The organism is uncultured Cloacibacillus sp. (assembly GCF_963926575.1).
In the GTDB taxonomy this organism is placed as follows: domain Bacteria; phylum Synergistota; class Synergistia; order Synergistales; family Synergistaceae; genus Caccocola; species Caccocola faecigallinarum.
Genome location: NZ_CAWUXW010000003.1, coordinates 310576 through 325951 on the forward strand (window position 1 = coordinate 310576; position 15376 = coordinate 325951).

Annotated in this window: 12 protein-coding genes and 1 tRNA gene; 10 read left to right on the plus strand and 3 right to left on the minus strand. The window is 62.1% G+C overall.

The features are described 5' to 3' along the window. Positions 1-19 precede the first annotated feature (19 nt). The 9 genes from dnaX to ABGT66_RS06555 all read left to right on the plus strand — a co-directional run bounded on the left by dnaX (position 20) and on the right by ABGT66_RS06555 (position 12636). The gene (gene dnaX / locus ABGT66_RS06515) at positions 20-1789 is read left to right on the plus strand and encodes a DNA polymerase III subunit gamma/tau (protein ID WP_346689631.1); all 1770 of its coding nucleotides are present in this window, start codon (positions 20-22) and stop codon (positions 1787-1789) included. Between the two features lie 3 nt (positions 1790-1792). Next, positions 1793-5209, plus strand: a complete 3417-nt coding sequence (gene dnaE, locus ABGT66_RS06520; RefSeq protein ID WP_346689633.1) for a DNA polymerase III subunit alpha — start codon at positions 1793-1795, stop codon at positions 5207-5209. 15 nt (positions 5210-5224) lie between these two features. Further along, positions 5225-5470, plus strand: coding sequence for a trp RNA-binding attenuation protein MtrB (gene mtrB, locus ABGT66_RS06525; RefSeq protein WP_294193622.1), 246 nt, complete (start codon positions 5225-5227; stop codon positions 5468-5470). Positions 5471-5497: 27 nt separating this feature from the next. Next, positions 5498-7255 (plus strand): pyruvate kinase, encoded by a 1758-nt coding sequence (gene pyk / locus ABGT66_RS06530; protein ID WP_346689635.1) that lies wholly within the window; start codon positions 5498-5500, stop codon positions 7253-7255. Next, a complete protein-coding gene (locus tag ABGT66_RS06535; RefSeq protein WP_346689636.1) occupies positions 7255-8100 on the plus strand; it encodes a deoxyribonuclease IV in 846 nt (281 codons plus the stop codon). Before pyk ends, ABGT66_RS06535 begins: the two co-directional genes overlap by 1 nt. 91 nt (positions 8101-8191) lie before the next feature. Continuing rightward, positions 8192-9019: a diadenylate cyclase CdaA gene (cdaA, locus tag ABGT66_RS06540; protein ID WP_303150057.1), complete on the plus strand. Its 828-nt coding sequence runs from the start codon at positions 8192-8194 to the stop codon at positions 9017-9019. Continuing rightward, a complete protein-coding gene (locus tag ABGT66_RS06545; RefSeq protein ID WP_346689639.1) occupies positions 9012-10325 on the plus strand; it encodes a CdaR family protein in 1314 nt (437 codons plus the stop codon). The genes cdaA and ABGT66_RS06545 overlap by 8 nt, the downstream gene beginning before the upstream one ends. Before the next feature lie 38 nt (positions 10326-10363). After that, the gene (gene glmM / locus ABGT66_RS06550; protein ID WP_346689640.1) at positions 10364-11743 is read left to right on the plus strand and encodes a phosphoglucosamine mutase; all 1380 of its coding nucleotides are present in this window, start codon (positions 10364-10366) and stop codon (positions 11741-11743) included. Further along, positions 11740-12636, plus strand: a complete 897-nt coding sequence (locus tag ABGT66_RS06555; protein WP_346689642.1) for a UTP--glucose-1-phosphate uridylyltransferase — start codon at positions 11740-11742, stop codon at positions 12634-12636. The genes glmM and ABGT66_RS06555 overlap by 4 nt, the downstream gene beginning before the upstream one ends. Positions 12637-12968: 332 nt before the next feature. Here ABGT66_RS06555 and ABGT66_RS06560 read toward each other — a convergent pair whose 3' ends face one another. From ABGT66_RS06560 to ABGT66_RS06570, 3 genes are read right to left on the minus strand one after another with little or no spacing between them, the layout of a single operon-like run. After that, positions 12969-14066 (minus strand): hypothetical protein, encoded by a 1098-nt coding sequence (locus tag ABGT66_RS06560; RefSeq protein WP_346689644.1) that lies wholly within the window; start codon positions 14064-14066, stop codon positions 12969-12971. A 34-nt stretch (positions 14067-14100) separates the two neighbouring features. Then, a complete protein-coding gene (gene mrtS, locus ABGT66_RS06565; protein ID WP_346689646.1) occupies positions 14101-14634 on the minus strand; it encodes a Synerg-CTERM system glutamic-type intramembrane protease MrtS in 534 nt (177 codons plus the stop codon). A 10-nt stretch (positions 14635-14644) separates the two neighbouring features. After that, positions 14645-15070 (minus strand): Fur family transcriptional regulator, encoded by a 426-nt coding sequence (locus ABGT66_RS06570; protein WP_294193631.1) that lies wholly within the window; start codon positions 15068-15070, stop codon positions 14645-14647. A 212-nt stretch (positions 15071-15282) separates the two neighbouring features. Between ABGT66_RS06570 and ABGT66_RS06575 the strand changes: the two genes are divergently transcribed. Continuing rightward, positions 15283-15358: transfer RNA gene (locus tag ABGT66_RS06575), tRNA-Gln, on the plus strand. Positions 15359-15376: the final 18 nt, after the last annotated feature.

The window sequence follows — 15376 nt, forward strand, 5'->3', positions numbered from 1 at the left end:
GGCTTTGAGGAGGAGTTATATGTATATATCTTTGTACCGCCGTTACAGGCCGCAGACCTTCTCCGACATGGTCGGGCAGAGCGCGGCGGTCGGAGTTCTCATGGAATCCCTGCGGGAGGGCTCACTCGGCCACGCCTACCTCTTCTCGGGGCCGCGCGGCTGCGGCAAGACCTCGGCGGCGCGCCTCGTCGCGAAATCGCTCGACTGTCTGAATCGCAAGGACGACTGTGAGCCGTGCGGCGTCTGCGAAAACTGCCGCGCAATAGCGGCGGGCGAACACCTTGACGTAATAGAGATAGACGGCGCGTCGAACCGCGGCATCGGCGAGATACGCGACCTCAAGAGCCACGTCAACCTGAAGCCGCTCTCCGCGGCCTACAAGGTCTACATCATAGACGAAGTCCATATGCTCACCGAGCAGGCCTTCAACGCGCTGCTCAAAACGCTGGAGGAGCCGCCGTCGAACGTCGTATTCCTTCTCGCGACGACGGAGCCGCACAAGGTCCCCGTCACGATACGCTCGCGCTGCCAGCACATCCCGTTCCACAGAATAACGATAGCGGACACCGTCGACAGGCTGAAATATGTCTGCGCGCAGGAGAACATCGAGGCGGAGGACGAGGCCGTCTGGGAGCTCGCGCGGCAGGCCGACGGCGCGCTGCGCGACGCGCTCTCTCTGACGGAGCAGGCCGTGGCGCTGGGACGCGGACGGCTTTCGCTCGACAGCGTAAAAGAGCTGACCGGCGGCAGTAGCCGCACGGAGCTCGAAAAATGGGTGACGCAGATGCGCGCCGCCCCGCAGGAGGCCGCCTCAGCGCTCCATTCCATAATGGCGCGCGGCATATCGTCGGAACGGCTCTGCGAGTCGCTTTTCGTGCTCTTCCGCGATTTATGGCTCTACTCGCTGTGGGGCGAAAAGGCGCTGGAAGCGCTCGAAACCTCCTCGGCCGAGCGCGATTACCTCGCCTCGGAGGCGGCGCACTGGGACGCGGCGAAGCTCAAGGCCGCATGCGAGCTATGCAACGGCCTGCTGCCGCGCGCGCACTATGGCATGAAGGGCGACATATTCAGCGGAGTCGTATTCATGGAGCTGCAGAGCATAATCAACGGAGAGGTTCGCGGCGAGCAGGCGCGGAGCGTCGCGCAGAGCCGCGCCGCCTCGCCCGCAGCCGCGGCGGTAAGCCGGGCGCCGGAGCCGGAAGCCTACGCCGCGCCGCAGCCTCGCGCTGAAAACGCGCCAGCCGCTCCGCAGCCGGAAAAGCCCGCCGCCGCGGAAACGCGCGCGGAGCGTCCTCAAAGCGCTGCGCAGCCCAAGCCTCGGGTCAACGAGGATGCAAGCTGCCGCCCGGCTGGAGGCGCGGAGCTTTTTATGAAGCTTGCGTCGCTTCTGCCCGAGAGCGACAGGCTCGCGGTCTCCGCCGCGCTGCTCGACGCTGCGCTTGTCCGCGGAGATAAGGGAATAGAGATAGAATTCGAGCGCGAGATGCCGGCGAGGAACTTCCTCTCCGGCGCGCACAACAGGAAGGAGCTGTGCGCCGCCGCAGCGAAGCTGTGGAACATCGAGGGCGCGGCCGAGGCGCAGCTGACGGAGGCCGTGCGCGCGGAGCCGGAACAGGTTCCCCCCGCCGCGCAGCCGGAGCCCAAGCCGCAGCCCCGCGAAGAGGCGCGCCCGGCGCAGCCCTCCGCGGGCGCCCCGCTCTCGGCGATACTGCGCAAGGCCGGAGCGGAGCTGCTCTACGTCAGAAGCGCGGACATGAGCGACGAAGAAACGCCGGAAGGAAATGAATAAATAATGTCTGATAAACCATTCGTACATCTTCACGTACATACGGAATACAGCCTTCTCGACGGAGCCAACAAATGCTCCGCGCTCGCCGCCGCGGCGCAGGAGATGGGGATGGACTCCGTCGCGATAACAGACCACGGCGTCATGTTCGGCTGCGTTGAGTTCTACAACGCCTGCAACGCCGCCGGAGTCAAGCCGATACTAGGCTGCGAGGTCTACGTCGACCCGAACGGACACACCTGCCGCGAAGGCAAGGGCCAGAACCATCTTATACTGCTCGCCGAAAACGAAGAGGGCTACTACAACCTCACGAAGCTCGTCTCAATCGCGAACACCGACGGCTTTTACTACAAGCCGCGCATAGACCATGACCTTCTCGCGCGCTACAGCAAGGGGCTGATATGCTCGTCGGCCTGCCTCGGCGGCGAGATACCGCAGCTCATCATGAGCGGCGACATAGAGGGCGCGGAGCGGCGCGCCGGCATGTACAGCGACATAATGGGGAAGGGCAATTTCTTCCTCGAGGTGCAGTCGAACAGCATACCGGAGCAGGCGCTCGTCAACAAGACGCTCGTCGAAATGTCGAAGAAGCTCGACCTTCCACTCATCGCGACGAACGACTCCCATTACATGAAGCAGAGCGACGCGGAGTGGCACGACATACTTCTCTGCGTGCAGACGGGCAGCCTCGTTTCGGACGAAAGGCGCTACCGCTTTCAGGGGAACGACTACTACTTCCGCTCGCCGGAGGAGATGTGGGCGATTTTCGGAAACGACCTGCCGGAGTCGCTGATCAACACGCAGCGCATCGCCGACCGGTGCAGCGTAAAGCTCAAGATGGGTCACTACTATCTGCCGGAATTCCCGCTCCCCGAGGGCGAGACGCTCACGACGCACCTGCGCAGGATGGCCGCCGAAGGGCTGCGCCGCAGGCTCAAGACCGAAAATCCGCCGCAGAACTATCTCGAACGTCTCGAATACGAGCTCGACATAATAGAGCAGATGGACTTCCCGGGATATTTCTGCATAGTCTCAGACATCATAGTCGCGGCGAAATCGAAGCACATCCCGATAGGGCCGGGACGCGGCTCCGCCGCGGGCTCGCTCGTCGCCTACTCGCTCGGCATCACCGACCTCGACCCGATACGCTACAATCTGCTCTTTGAACGTTTCCTGAACCCGGAACGCATAAGCATGCCGGATATCGACACCGACGTATCCGACAAAGGCCGCGACGAGCTCATCGCCTACATAGTGGAGAAGTACGGCTCGGACAAGGTCTCGCAGATAGTCACCTTCGGACGCATGAAGAGCCGCGGCGCGATAAAGGACGTCGGCCGCGCGCTCGGCATATCGATACCTGAGGTCAACGCGATAACGAAGCTCATCCCGGCGATGCCGACCTCTGACATCAAGGACATCAAGAGCGCGCTCGCAGGCGTGCCCGACCTCAAAGCCGCCTACGACTCGAAGCCCGAGATAAAGAAGCTCATCGACACGGCGATACATATAGAAGGCCTCGCGCGCCACTGCTCGCAGCACGCGGCGGGCGTCGTCATAACGCCGAAGCCGACCAACGACATGGTGCCCGTGCGCAAATTCGGCGAGAACCAGATAGCGACGCAGTACTCGATGGAATACGTCGAGAAGCTAGGCCTCGTCAAGATGGACTTCCTCGGCCTTCGCACGCTATCCGTCCTCGACGGAGCCGTCAAGAACATCGAAAGCAACGGCAAAGGGCACATCGACCTCAACGAAATACCTATAGACGACGCGAAGACCTACGACATGCTCCAGCGGGGTGACACGCTCGGCGTATTCCAGCTCGAATCATCTGGCATGACGGCGCTCGTGCGGCGGCTTCGCCCCGACTGCTTCGAGGACATGATCGCGCTCGTCGCGCTCTACCGCCCAGGGCCGCTCGAAAGCGGAATGGTAGACACCTACGTCAAGTGCAAGCACGGCGAGGAAAAGGTCCACTATCTCCACCCGCGGCTCGAGCCTTACATGAAGGACACCTACGGAGTCATCCTCTACCAGGAGCAGGTCATGCAGAGCGCGCGCGAGCTCGCGGGCTACACGCTCGGCGAAGCGGACCTTCTGCGCCGCGCGATGGGAAAGAAGAAAAAAGAGGTAATGGAGAAGGAGCGCGCCAAATTCGTCGACGGGGCCGTGAGCAACGGCGTCGACGCGAAGCAGGCGGGCGACATCTTCGACATCATAGAGAAGTTCGCGGGCTACGGCTTCAACAAATCGCACAGCGCCGCCTACGGCCTCATCGCCTACTGGACCGCGTGGCTCAAGGCCAACTACGGAGCCGAGTACCTCGCCTCGTACCTCTCGAGCCTTATCGGCTCGAAGATGGAGGTGCTCGGGCAGTACATCCGCGCCGTGCGCGACGCGGGATACGACGTACTGCCGCCAGACATCAACGAATCGAAGGAGGATTTCACCGTCATCGGCGAGGTCATCAGGCTCGGGCTCTCGGCAATCGGCAAGGTCGGAGACGCGGCCGTCGCGAACATCATAGAGAACAGGACGAAGGGCGGAAAGTTCGCGTCGCTGTGGGACTTCCTGTCGCGCATAGACACGCGGCAGGTGAACCGCGGCGTTGTCGAAAACCTCATAAAGTCCGGAGCCTTCGACAGCCTCGACCCGAACCGCGCGAAGCTGCTCAACGCGTTGCCCCAGCTCACGGAGCTCGCCGCGCGCAAAGCGCAGAACACAAACCAGGCCTCGCTCTTCGGCGACGACGAGGAGGACTTCTTCACGCCCGAGATGGAGGAGGTTCCCGATTTCAGCGAGCGGCAGAAGCTCGACCTCGAGAAGGAGAGCATGGGGCTCTACATATCGGGCCACCCGTTCGACCAGTACGAGCCGTCGGTAGAGCCGTACATCACCTGTCCCGTCGGCGACCTGCCGAACTGGCGCTCGCACCAGCCCGCCGTCACCGCTGGGCTGCTGACCAACTTCACGGAGAAATTCAGCAAGGCCGGCAACCCGTTCGGCACCGCGGTCATCGAGGACAACAGAGGCACGGTCGACATGCTCATATTCGGCAAGCGCTGGCCGCTCTACAAGCACACGCTACAGAAGGGCGCGCTCTATTTCGTGAAGGGGCAGCCGAAGGACGACCGCGGCGTCTCGCTGATGGTCGACGACATATATTCCGAGGAAGAGTACAAAGAGAAGCTCGAGCGGCGCGCCGTGATAACAGTCGAAAGCGACGGCCTCGGCGACAAATTCTACGACGGGCTCTTCTCGATACTGCGCGCGCACCCGGGCAGGTGCGAGCTGATAATCAAGCTGCACGGTTCGGCGGAGACTTCCGTCTCGCTGATAAGGAACATAAAGGTAGACGTTACGGACGAGCTCAGAAAAGAGCTCGAAGACTACTCGAACGGGCTTGTGAGCTGCCTTTAGGAAAGAGGGAGAACAATGACGAACAGCGGCGAAAACGGAGGAGCCGGAGACTACATCGCCATCAAGGCGCTTGAAAGCGGCGTCACCGTGACCGGAGTCACGCGCGGCGCGGAGAACAGATTTCTTCACACGGAGAAGCTCGAGGAGGGCGAAGTGTGGATCGCCCAGTTCACGGAGCACATCTCCGCGATGAAGATACGCGGCCACGCAAAGGTGCTGACCGCATACGGCGAGATTGAAAGCGGAAAACAGGAGAAATAGGAGAAAGCACAGAGGTATAGTAAAGGTATGGAAAGAATCAAACGCAACGTAAAGATAGTATGCACCATCGGCCCGGCCTGCTGGGACTACGACAAGCTCTTCGCGCTCGCGAAGGCGGGAATGAACGTCGCGCGGCTCAACTTCAGCCACGGCGACTACGAATCGCATCTGCGGACGCTCAAGAACGTCCGCGCGGTCGAGCAGGAGCTCCAGACGCCGATTGCCGTGCTGCTCGACACGAAGGGGCCGGAGATACGCACAGGAGAGCTGCCGGGTCACGGCAAGGTTACGGTGAAGTCCGACGGCGAATTCACGCTCTTCTTCGAGAAAAAAGAGGGGGACGAGCACGGAGTCTACATCGACTACCCGAAGCTCGCGAACGAGGTCAAGAAGGGCCAGAACATATTCATAGACGACGGCGCGATACATCTCGAGGTCGTCAAGACCTCGCCCGAGGAGATAAAGTGCCGCGTCATAGTCGGCGGCGAGCTAGGCGAGCACAAGGGCGTCAACGTCCCCGGAGCCGACCTGTCGGTGCCCACGCTGACGGAGAAGGATATAGCCGACCTCAAATGGGGCGCGGAGAACAACGTCGACTACGTCGCGGTCTCCTTCGTGCGCAGCAAGGAGGACATCATAGAGGTGCGCCGCGTCCTCGAAGCCGCGGGCGCGTCGGCGAAGATAATCGCGAAGATGGAGACGCGCCAGTCCGTCGACAACCTCGACGCGATACTCGAGGTTGTCGACGGCATGATGGTCGCGCGCGGCGACCTCGGAGTGGAGATGCGCACCGAGGACGTGCCGATGATACAGAAGGAGATAATCGAGCGCTGCCGTATGCAGGGCAAGCCCGTCATAGTGGCGACGCAGATGCTCGACTCGATGATACGCAACCCGCGCCCGACGCGCGCGGAGTCGAGCGACGTCGCGAACGCCGTCATCGACGGCGCGGACGCAGTCATGCTCTCTGGCGAGACCGCGGGCGGAAAATATCCCGTCGAGTCCGTCGAGACGATGAACAGGATAATAGTGCGGACGGAGCAGGACGTCGCGCTCTGGTGCCGCAAGCCGCGCTCGCTCCCCGCGGTCTGCGAGACGGCGGACGCCGTGAGCCACGCGGCGCGCGACGTGGCGAAGGAGGTTGCGGCCGCGGCGATAGTGCCTCTCACCTCGAGCGGCATGACGGCGCGCATGGTCAGCAAATACCGCCCGACCTGCCCGATAATAGCAATGACGCCGTCGCTCTCGACGTGGCGGCAGCTCTCGCTCGTATGGGGCGTAATGCCGTGCATCTGCCCGATTACGCACCAGCTCGAGGAATCTCTGAAAAACGCCATCTCGCTGATAAAGCGCGAGTCGCTCGTCGCGAACGGCGACAACGTCGTCATAATGTCCGGAATGCCGCTCGGCGAGCCCGGCAGCACGAACATGATAAACGTCATCCGCATAGCGAACGTCATAGCGCGCGGCCTCTCGCTTGTGCGCCGCCGCGTCACGGGCGTCGCATGCAAGGCTTCGTCTCCTCAGGAGGCCTTGAAGAAAATTTCCGAAGACAAGATACTCGTCATAAAAAAGAGCGAGAAGGAATACGTCCCGGCCTTAGAGAAGGCCGCGGCGGTCGTCACCGAGGAGGGCGGCCTCACCTCGCACGCGGGCGTCATATCGCTTGACCGCGGCATCCCTTGCATCACGGACGCGGCGGGCATCATGGACAAGATAGAAGACGGAATGACCCTCACGATAGACGGGGTCCACGGCGTCGTCTACGCCGGAAAAGCCGACTGATGGCGCTGATCGGCGCGCACATGTCCGTCGCGGGCGGGCTCGACAAGGCGTTCGAACGCGCGGACGCGCTCGGCTGTGAGTCGATGCAGATATTCACGCGCAGCCAGCGGCAGTGGCAGGCGCGCCCGGTCTCTCTGCAGGAGGCGGAGGGCTTTTACCGCGCGTGGCAGCGCTCGAACGTAAAGGCAGTCGTCTCGCACGCCTCGTACCTCATCAACATAGCCTCGCCCGACGCGGCGGTGCGCGCGAAAAGCGCCGCCGCGCTGCGCGAGGAGGTCGAGCGCTGCCGCCACCTGAACATCGACGACATAGTGCTGCACCCGGGCTTCGCGATGGACGCGGGCATTGACGCCGCGACGGCGAACATCGCGGAGACGCTGCTGCGCCTCTTCGACGCGACGCAGGAATACAAGACGCGCATACTGCTCGAAACGATGGCGGGGCAGGGCACCTGCGTCGGCGGGGACTTCGCGCACTTCACGGAGATTCTCGACAAAGCAAACTGGCACCCGCGCATCGGCCTCTGCATAGACACCTGCCACGTCTTCGCCGCGGGTTACGACCTGCGCTCGTCGGACGCATACGAGCGGCTCGTCGCGGCGGCGGACAAGCACGTCGGCCTTTCGCGCGTGCGCTGCTGGCACCTCAACGACAGCAAGGCCGCGAGGGGGACGCACCTCGACCGCCACGCGCATCTCGGCGAGGGCGAGATCGGGCTTCATCCCTTCGCGCTGCTGATGAACGACGAACGCTTCGAAGAGACGCCGACGATACTCGAGACGCCGAAGGAGGGCGTCGGAGACGAAGGCAACCTCTCATTTCTGCGGAAGGTGCGCGGACAGTAGCGCCGCGCGCCGCCGCGCCTTCTTTTTTGTTCCGCTTCGCGCCGCTCTTGCGCTATAATAGCTGAAAGATACTCGCGAGAGGGGTGCGCCGTTGGCTTTCTTCAACCTGCGCTGGCAGGACTTCCTGGACATACTCATAGTCGCTTTCCTCATATACAGAATCCTGCTTCTGCTCGTCGGCACGCGGGCGATGCAGCTTATCCGCGGCCTTCTGATAATCGGCCTTATCGGCGCGGCGGCGAACCTGCTCGACCTTCGCAGCCTCTCAAACATCATGGGCCGCATGATCGGCGCCCTCATCATCATCATACCGATACTGTTCCAGCCGGAGCTGCGCCGTATGCTCGAAGAGCTCGGCAAGGGCCATCTATGGAAGGTCGGCAGCAGCACGCAGGAGATAGACCAGCGCGCGGAGCAGCTCACGAAGGCCCTGCTCTACTGCCAGTCGCAGCGCATCGGCGCGCTCGTCGTGCTCCAGCGCGACACGAGCCTCAAGGACGTGTGGCGCACCGCCGTTTTGCTCAACGCGGACATAACCGAAGAGCTGCTGATTTCGATATTCTGGCCCGGCACGCCGCTGCACGACGGCGCGGTCGTCATCGACCAGCGCGAGATAGTCGCGGCGGGCTGCTATCTGCCGCTTACGGAGAAGACCGACATCTCGCGCTGGTACGGCACGCGCCACCGCGCGGCGCTTGGCGTCACGGAGATGTCCGACTCGATAGCAATAGTCGTCTCCGAGGAGCGCGGCGAGATAAAGGCCGCAGTCTCGGGCCATTTCTCGCGCCCGCTCAACGAGGCGCAGGTGCGCAAGATGTGCAGCCACTACTTCAGCCACGAGGCGAAGGAGACGAATTTCATGGACCGTCTGCGCGACGAGCTCCAGCAGCAGTGGGCCGGAGGCGATAAGAATGTCTAAGGATACGAAAAGGCTCATCATAGCGAAGCTGCTGTGGCTGCGCGAGTCCGCGGCGAAGCTCGGCGCGAAATTCAACTACAAGGGCGGCAACTTCCTCCAGTCGAAGATGTTTTTGGGCGGCGTCTCGCTCTGCATCTCGCTGCTGCTTTGGTCGCTCGTCGCGCTCGACAACAACGCGGAGTCAGCGCGCACGATGCGCGACGAAATAGAATACAGGAACCTCGGCGCGGGGTACTCGGTCAACGCGCCGGTCAAAGAGGTCGAAATAAAGCTCGAGGGTAAAATCAACGAGCTCTCCGGCATTGAGCCCTCAGACATAGTGTCCGAGGTGGACCTTGCGAATCTCAGGACGGGACGCTACACCCTGCCCGTGCGCTTCGAGGCCCCGACCTTCGCGCGCGTCCGCAGCTGGCAGCCCGCGCTCGTAGAAGTCGAGATATACCGCAACGTCGAGCGCCGAGTCGAGATAACGGCGGAGACGACAGGCGAAGCGCCCGACGGCAAGGTCGTCTCGTCGATAGTAGTCAGCCCGGACCACGCGGTCGTCAGCGGGCCGGAGACCGACGTGCTCTCCGTTCAGGGACTCGAGGTGCGCGTAAACCTCGACCATCTTATGGAGAGCGGCAAGGTCAAGGTCCCGGTTATGATAAAGGATTCATCGTCCTCCGAGGAACCGGCGCCGCGTCACAGGCGCGTCTCCGTCTCGCCGCAGGAGGCCGAAGTCGCAGTCACGTTTGAGGACGAAATCGTCGGCGAGCGCATACCGGTCAAGGTCTCCGTCACAGGCGAGCCGCACGCGGGGCTACAGGTCGAGTCCGTGAAGGTCATCCCGGACAGCGTCTCGATACGCGGCAGCGCCGCCGCCGTCCGCAGCATCGACTCTCTCGTGCTCGCGCCGGTCGACATAACGGGGCTCGAGCAGGACATACAGCTCATGATACCGATGGAGCCGACGCAACTCCCGCCGGGCGTTGAGATAACGGGGACGGACCGCGCTCGCGTCGAGATACATCTCTCCAAGAAAATGAGCGTGAAGACCTTCCAGAACGTCCCGCTGATGATAGCGGGGAACACGGCGTCGAAGGAATGGCGCTTCTCGCCGCCCTCCGTCAGCCTCACGATAGAGGGGCCGGAGACGGCGGTCGAGGCGCTCGAAGGACAGCATCCGCCCTGCGAGCTCTACGTCGACGTATCGAACATAGTTTCGCAGCACTCCGAGCTCCCGGTGCTCGTGCGCGGCCTGAGGCCGGGATTCCAGGTCGTCAGGACGGAGCCGGAGCAGGTCTCTGTGACTTCTGTGGAATAGAATAAACAACGGATAGAATATAAATTTTGCTCTGCGAGGTGGCCCTTTTGAACGAAGCGAAAGGAAAGAAAAGGCAGTTCTTTGGTACCGACGGAGTGCGCGACATCGCGAACCAGGGCATGATGACGCCCGACGCCGCGATGCGCCTCGGCTCCGCATACGCCGTATTCCTCATGGAAAACGGCGTCGAGCGCCCCAAAATAGCGGTCGGGCGCGACACCAGACTCTCCGGCGAAATGCTCCAGTCCGCGCTCATGGCCGGCATAGCTTCGTCCGGCGGCGACGCGGTAGACCTCGGCGTCATACCGACGCCCGGCGTCAGCAGCGCGGCCCTGCGCGGGCCGTTCAGCGGCGGCGCGGTCGTCAGCGCTTCGCACAACCCGGCGGAGTACAACGGGATAAAGTTTCTCGACGGCGACGGCTTCAAGCTCACCGACGACGACGAAGCCGGCATCGAGGAAATATTCCTCGACGACGAACGCCGCCGCCGCGCCGCGCCCGAACGTATCGGCACGGTGCGCGACGGCTCCGAATACCGCGCGGGGTACGTCGAGGGGCTTGGAAAGCTCTTCCGCGACATCAAAGACCGCTCGTACCCGATAGTCATAGATGCGGCGAACGGCGCGGCCTCGTCCTACGTCGGCCCGCTCTTCTCAGAATGGAGCGGCGGCGTCACCTTCATGGCGAACGACCCCGACGGCACGAACATCAACAAAAACGTCGGCGTCACGCACATAGAGACGCTCGCGGCGAAGGTGTGCGAGACCGGCGCGGCGCTCGGCATCGCCTACGACGGCGACACGGACCGCGTACTGATGTGCGACGGCAGAGGACGCGTCCTCGACGGCGACATAATGCTCTGGGTCATCGGCCGCTGGCTCGCCTCGCGCGGAGAGCTCGGCGCGGGCGTCGTCGCCACCGTCATGTCCAACATGGTGCTCGAGGACCTGCTCGCGCAGGAGGGCATAAAGGTATTCCGCTGCCCCGTAGGCGACCGCTACGTCCTCGACACGATGAAGCGCGAGGGCGCGCGCATCGGCGGCGAGCAGTCGGGCCACATCATAGCGCTCGACTACGCGAACACCGGCGACGGCCTCTGCTCCGGAATTCTGTTCCTAAAGGCCGTCGGCGAGCTCGGCGAGGACGTTTCGACGCTCGTCGACCGCTTCGACCGCTATCCGCAGGTGCTGCGCAACATGAAGGTCAAGGACAAGAACGCCGTAATGTCGAGCCCGCTCGTCGACGCCGCGGCGAAGGAGGCGGAACGGCTGCTCGCGGGCAAGGGCCGCATGCTTCTGCGTCCCTCTGGCACGGAGCCGCTCATCAGGATATTTGCGGAATCGCGCGACGCGGAGCTCATGAACCGCGCCGCGGACATAATGGAAGAGGCGATAGGAAAGGTTGTGAACGCACAGTGAGCGCGGCAGCGGAATATAAAAAGATAAGGACGGCGGTATTTCCAGTCGCGGGCCTAGGGACGCGCTTCCTCCCGGCGACGAAGGACATCCCAAAGGAGATGATGCCGCTCATCGACCGCCCGCTCATCCACCACGGCGTAGACGAGGCGGTAGCCTCCGGTTGCTCGCGCGTCGTGTTCGTGACGGGGCAGGGCAAGGAGAGCATCTGCCGCTACTTCGAGCCGTCGTTCGAGCTCACGGCGCTGCTGCGCGAGCGCGGCAAGGCGGAGCTCGCCGACGCCGTCGATTCGATATACAGGCTCGCGGATTTCCATTACGCCTACCAGGCGAAGCCGCTCGGCCTCGGCCACGCGGTGCTCTGCGCAGAGGAATTCTGCCGCGACGAATATTTCGGCCTGCTGCTGCCCGACGACGTAATGATCGCCGAGCCTACGGCGCTGTCGCAGCTTGAGGCCGTCCGCGAAAAATACGACGGCTCCGTGCTCTGCCTCGAAGAGGTCGCGCCCGAGGACGTTTCGCGCTACGGCATAGTCGACGCCGAGGAGATAGAGCCCGGCGTCTACCGCGTCCGCGGCCTTGTCGAAAAGCCGAAGCGCGAGGAAGCCCCGTCGCGCCTCGCAATCATGGGCCGCTACCTGCTCTCGCCGAAAATCTTCAAGCATCTGAAGAACCTCAAGCGCGGCGCGGGCGGCGAGTACCAGCTCACCGACGCGATAGCCTCGCTGCTCGAGGAAGAGCCGGTCTACGCGACGATATACAAGGGCCAGCGACTCGACTGCGGCGTAAAAGAGGGCTGGATTGAGGCGACCGTCGTCAAGGCTCTCGAGGACGAAAAGCTGCGCGAGATAGTGCTCAAAGCAGTGGAGGATTTCAAAGCGGCGCATGGCGCGTAAAAAATAACGGAGCGCCGCGATGTTTGGGCGCTGTGTGTATAGTAATTAAACTTATAAATAAAGACAGCCATATCGTCATGCCGGGCTTGACCCGGCATCCAGCGGCTCTAAATCACGTACGCCACGGTATTTAACGTCGCTGGATTCCGCGTCAAGCGCGGAATGACAAAATAAGCTGTTGTTTCGCTTCAAAAGTTTAACGACTATAAAACTATAAAAGACGGCGAAGCCATCGAGGCGCGCCGTCTTTTTTGTCTTTGCCGAAAAAATGCCGCGGGGGCGAATTTGTCCCGCACGGCGTAGATTTATGACCTTTCTCTGAAATACGCTTCCTACATTCCGCTCTGTATCTCTTCGGTAAACGGATAGTAGATTCGCAGCTCCGTGATGCCGCGCAGTGAATTGTCGTTCCTGCCCGCGGATTTGTGCAGCCGTTCCCAGCCGCCGTTCCCGTAGCGCGCGAGGACCATCGACCTGCGCCCGTAAGAGGACCACATATCCCACAGCTGTTCGCCGCCCGCGGGGCCGGAGACGAGTCCGTGCTTGAAGAGCGGCGGAGTGCCGCCGAGCTTCGATTTCCCGTCCGCGGGGCCGACGACGAGCCACTGCGTCATGGACCATACGCCCTGCATCTCCTTCGAGGCGAGCGCGTGGTCCCACGGCACTATCTGAAATCCGCCGGTCGTTCCGCGCGGCGTCGTGCTCACGTCGATGACGCCGCTGTGGTTCGCGCGTATCGCGCCGACGCGCTGGAAGAGCGTCCCCTCGAAACGTCCCGTGCCTCCGAGCGCCACGAGGACGCGTCCCAAAATTTTATAGCCGTCCGAATACCAGGCGACGACCCTGCCGCCGGGGCGGTTCTCTATATCGACCATGTAGGGCAGCGACGGGTCCTCGAATACCTCGATCACAAGAGTGTCGCCCGCTTTTGGCAGGTTGTCCGCCGCGAGCGGCGCGGTCGAGCCGTCCGTGCCGCGCACGGAAACGCGCGAGCCGACAGCGGGAGCCCACGCGCCGAAGACGCTTTCGCCGGCTTTGGCGTCGAGCACTATCGAAGCGCCGGGGCCCGCCGCGGGCGCAATCGTCTCCTTCGGGATGATGCTGAGTGTGCGCCCCCTGCCCTTTTCGACGGAGACGAGCATGTGCACCGCGTTGACCGCGGAGGCGCAGACGGAGCCGGGCTCGCCCCACGCGCTTGCAGTGTAGCTCGGGTAACGCGTTTTGGTCGGGAGGGCAGCGACAGACGCGACGGAGAAGGTTTTGCCGTTCGCCGCCGTCACAGTGACTTCCGCGCCCTTCTGCATCGGTATGTCGATTTCAAAAATTTTCTTCGCTTCGGCCTCCGCGGCGTCCGCGCAGAAAAGCGCCGCGCAGGCGAGAAGCGCCGCGAACGCGAAGCCGAACGATTTTTTCAGTTTTCGCAGATTCAATGCAACCGCCTTCTTTTATAAGATAATGAAATTTTTAAAATCCCACGGGCGAAGGGAAGAACCATATCGCCCAGACGTTTCCGAGAAAATGGAAGAGCGCCGGAGGCAGCAGGCTGTCGTGCCTGTACTTGAGCCAGCCCATGACGAGCCCGGGGAAGAACGTGCAGAGCGAAATCCAGTAGGGCGCGGCGAAGAGATGCACCGGCGCGAATATCAGATTCACGGCGACGATCGCCGCGTATGGGCCGAGTCTCCTCGCGAACACCGGCTGGAGCCATCCGCGGAAGAAGGTCTCCTCGATGACCGCCGCCGCGAGCCCCGAAGCCGCGAGTTCGAGCACGGCGCGCAGCCCGCGCCGCCTCGGCAGCTCCTCCCACGGCCACGCGAGCGCGACGACAGTCAGCACTGCGAGCACCGCGGCGGTCACGGCGAGCGTCTCGGCGACGGCACGCCTGTCCGCGCTCCACCGGAGGCCATAAAGTTCGGGGTCTTCCCTTCTGTACCAACACCAGAGGTAAGGCCAGTACAAGAGAAGGACCCCGATGCAAAAGGCTGCTATTGAGCCCATGCCGATGGAGCTATATCTTCAGGCAGTCGGAGCACAGGCCGTAGAAGAATATCTCCGTGTGTTCAATCTGGGCGATATTGTCGCGCACTGTCGACGCCGACCTGAAAATCTCGTCCTCGTTGACCGGGATGTCGAAGAGCTTGCCGCACTTACGGCAGAGGAAATGTCCGTGCGTCTCCGTCGTTGGGTCAAAATAGACTCTCTTGTCGTCTATGCTGAGGATTTTGATAAGGCCGGCCTCGGCGAGAAGCTGGGCCGTGCTGTAAAGCGTCGCGACGGACATCGTCGCGTACTCCGAAGAAAGCTCCCTGTAAAGCGTCTCGGCCGAAGGATGGTCCTTGCGCCCCTCAAGCTTCTGAAGGATGGCGATGCGCTGGGCCGTTATCTTCGCGCCTCTCTCCCTAAGTACCGCTATCCCGTCATCTACAGTCCACATAGATAAACTCCCCCAATAAGACTTTAAATGATTTTAATTATTATAAATCACGGCGCGGCGTTTGTGTCAACTCGCGGAGATAAAAATGTATTTTTTTTAAAAACTGAGGAGATGCGGACTGCGCGGGCGCTATTCCGCGCGCGGTCGGGGAAAAATGATTTTCAGACTTGCGGATTTACTCGATTTAACGTTATAATGACCGTTGCACATAATGGGGTGTAGCCAAGCGGCCTAAGGCAGCGGACTTTGACTCCGCCATCGATGGTTCGAGTCCATCCACCCCAGCCATTTTTTTGAAGCCGCAAT

What these genes read in the sequence shown, in the direction of transcription:
- dnaE (WP_346689633.1), top strand. Translation starts at nt 1,793, where the DNA reads ATGTCTGATAAACCATTCGTACATCTTCACGTACATACGGAATACAGC.
- mtrB (WP_294193622.1), top strand. Translation starts at nt 5,225, where the DNA reads ATGACGAACAGCGGCGAAAACGGAGGAGCCGGAGACTACATCGCCATC.
- ABGT66_RS06570 (WP_294193631.1), bottom strand. Translation starts at nt 15,070, where the DNA reads ATGTGGACTGTAGATGACGGGATAGCGGTACTTAGGGAGAGAGGCGCG.
- ABGT66_RS06535 (WP_346689636.1), top strand. Translation starts at nt 7,255, where the DNA reads ATGGCGCTGATCGGCGCGCACATGTCCGTCGCGGGCGGGCTCGACAAG.
- dnaX (WP_346689631.1), top strand. Translation starts at nt 20, where the DNA reads ATGTATATATCTTTGTACCGCCGTTACAGGCCGCAGACCTTCTCCGAC.
- ABGT66_RS06545 (WP_346689639.1), top strand. Translation starts at nt 9,012, where the DNA reads ATGTCTAAGGATACGAAAAGGCTCATCATAGCGAAGCTGCTGTGGCTG.
- mrtS (WP_346689646.1), bottom strand. Translation starts at nt 14,634, where the DNA reads ATGGGCTCAATAGCAGCCTTTTGCATCGGGGTCCTTCTCTTGTACTGG.
- pyk (WP_346689635.1), top strand. Translation starts at nt 5,498, where the DNA reads ATGGAAAGAATCAAACGCAACGTAAAGATAGTATGCACCATCGGCCCG.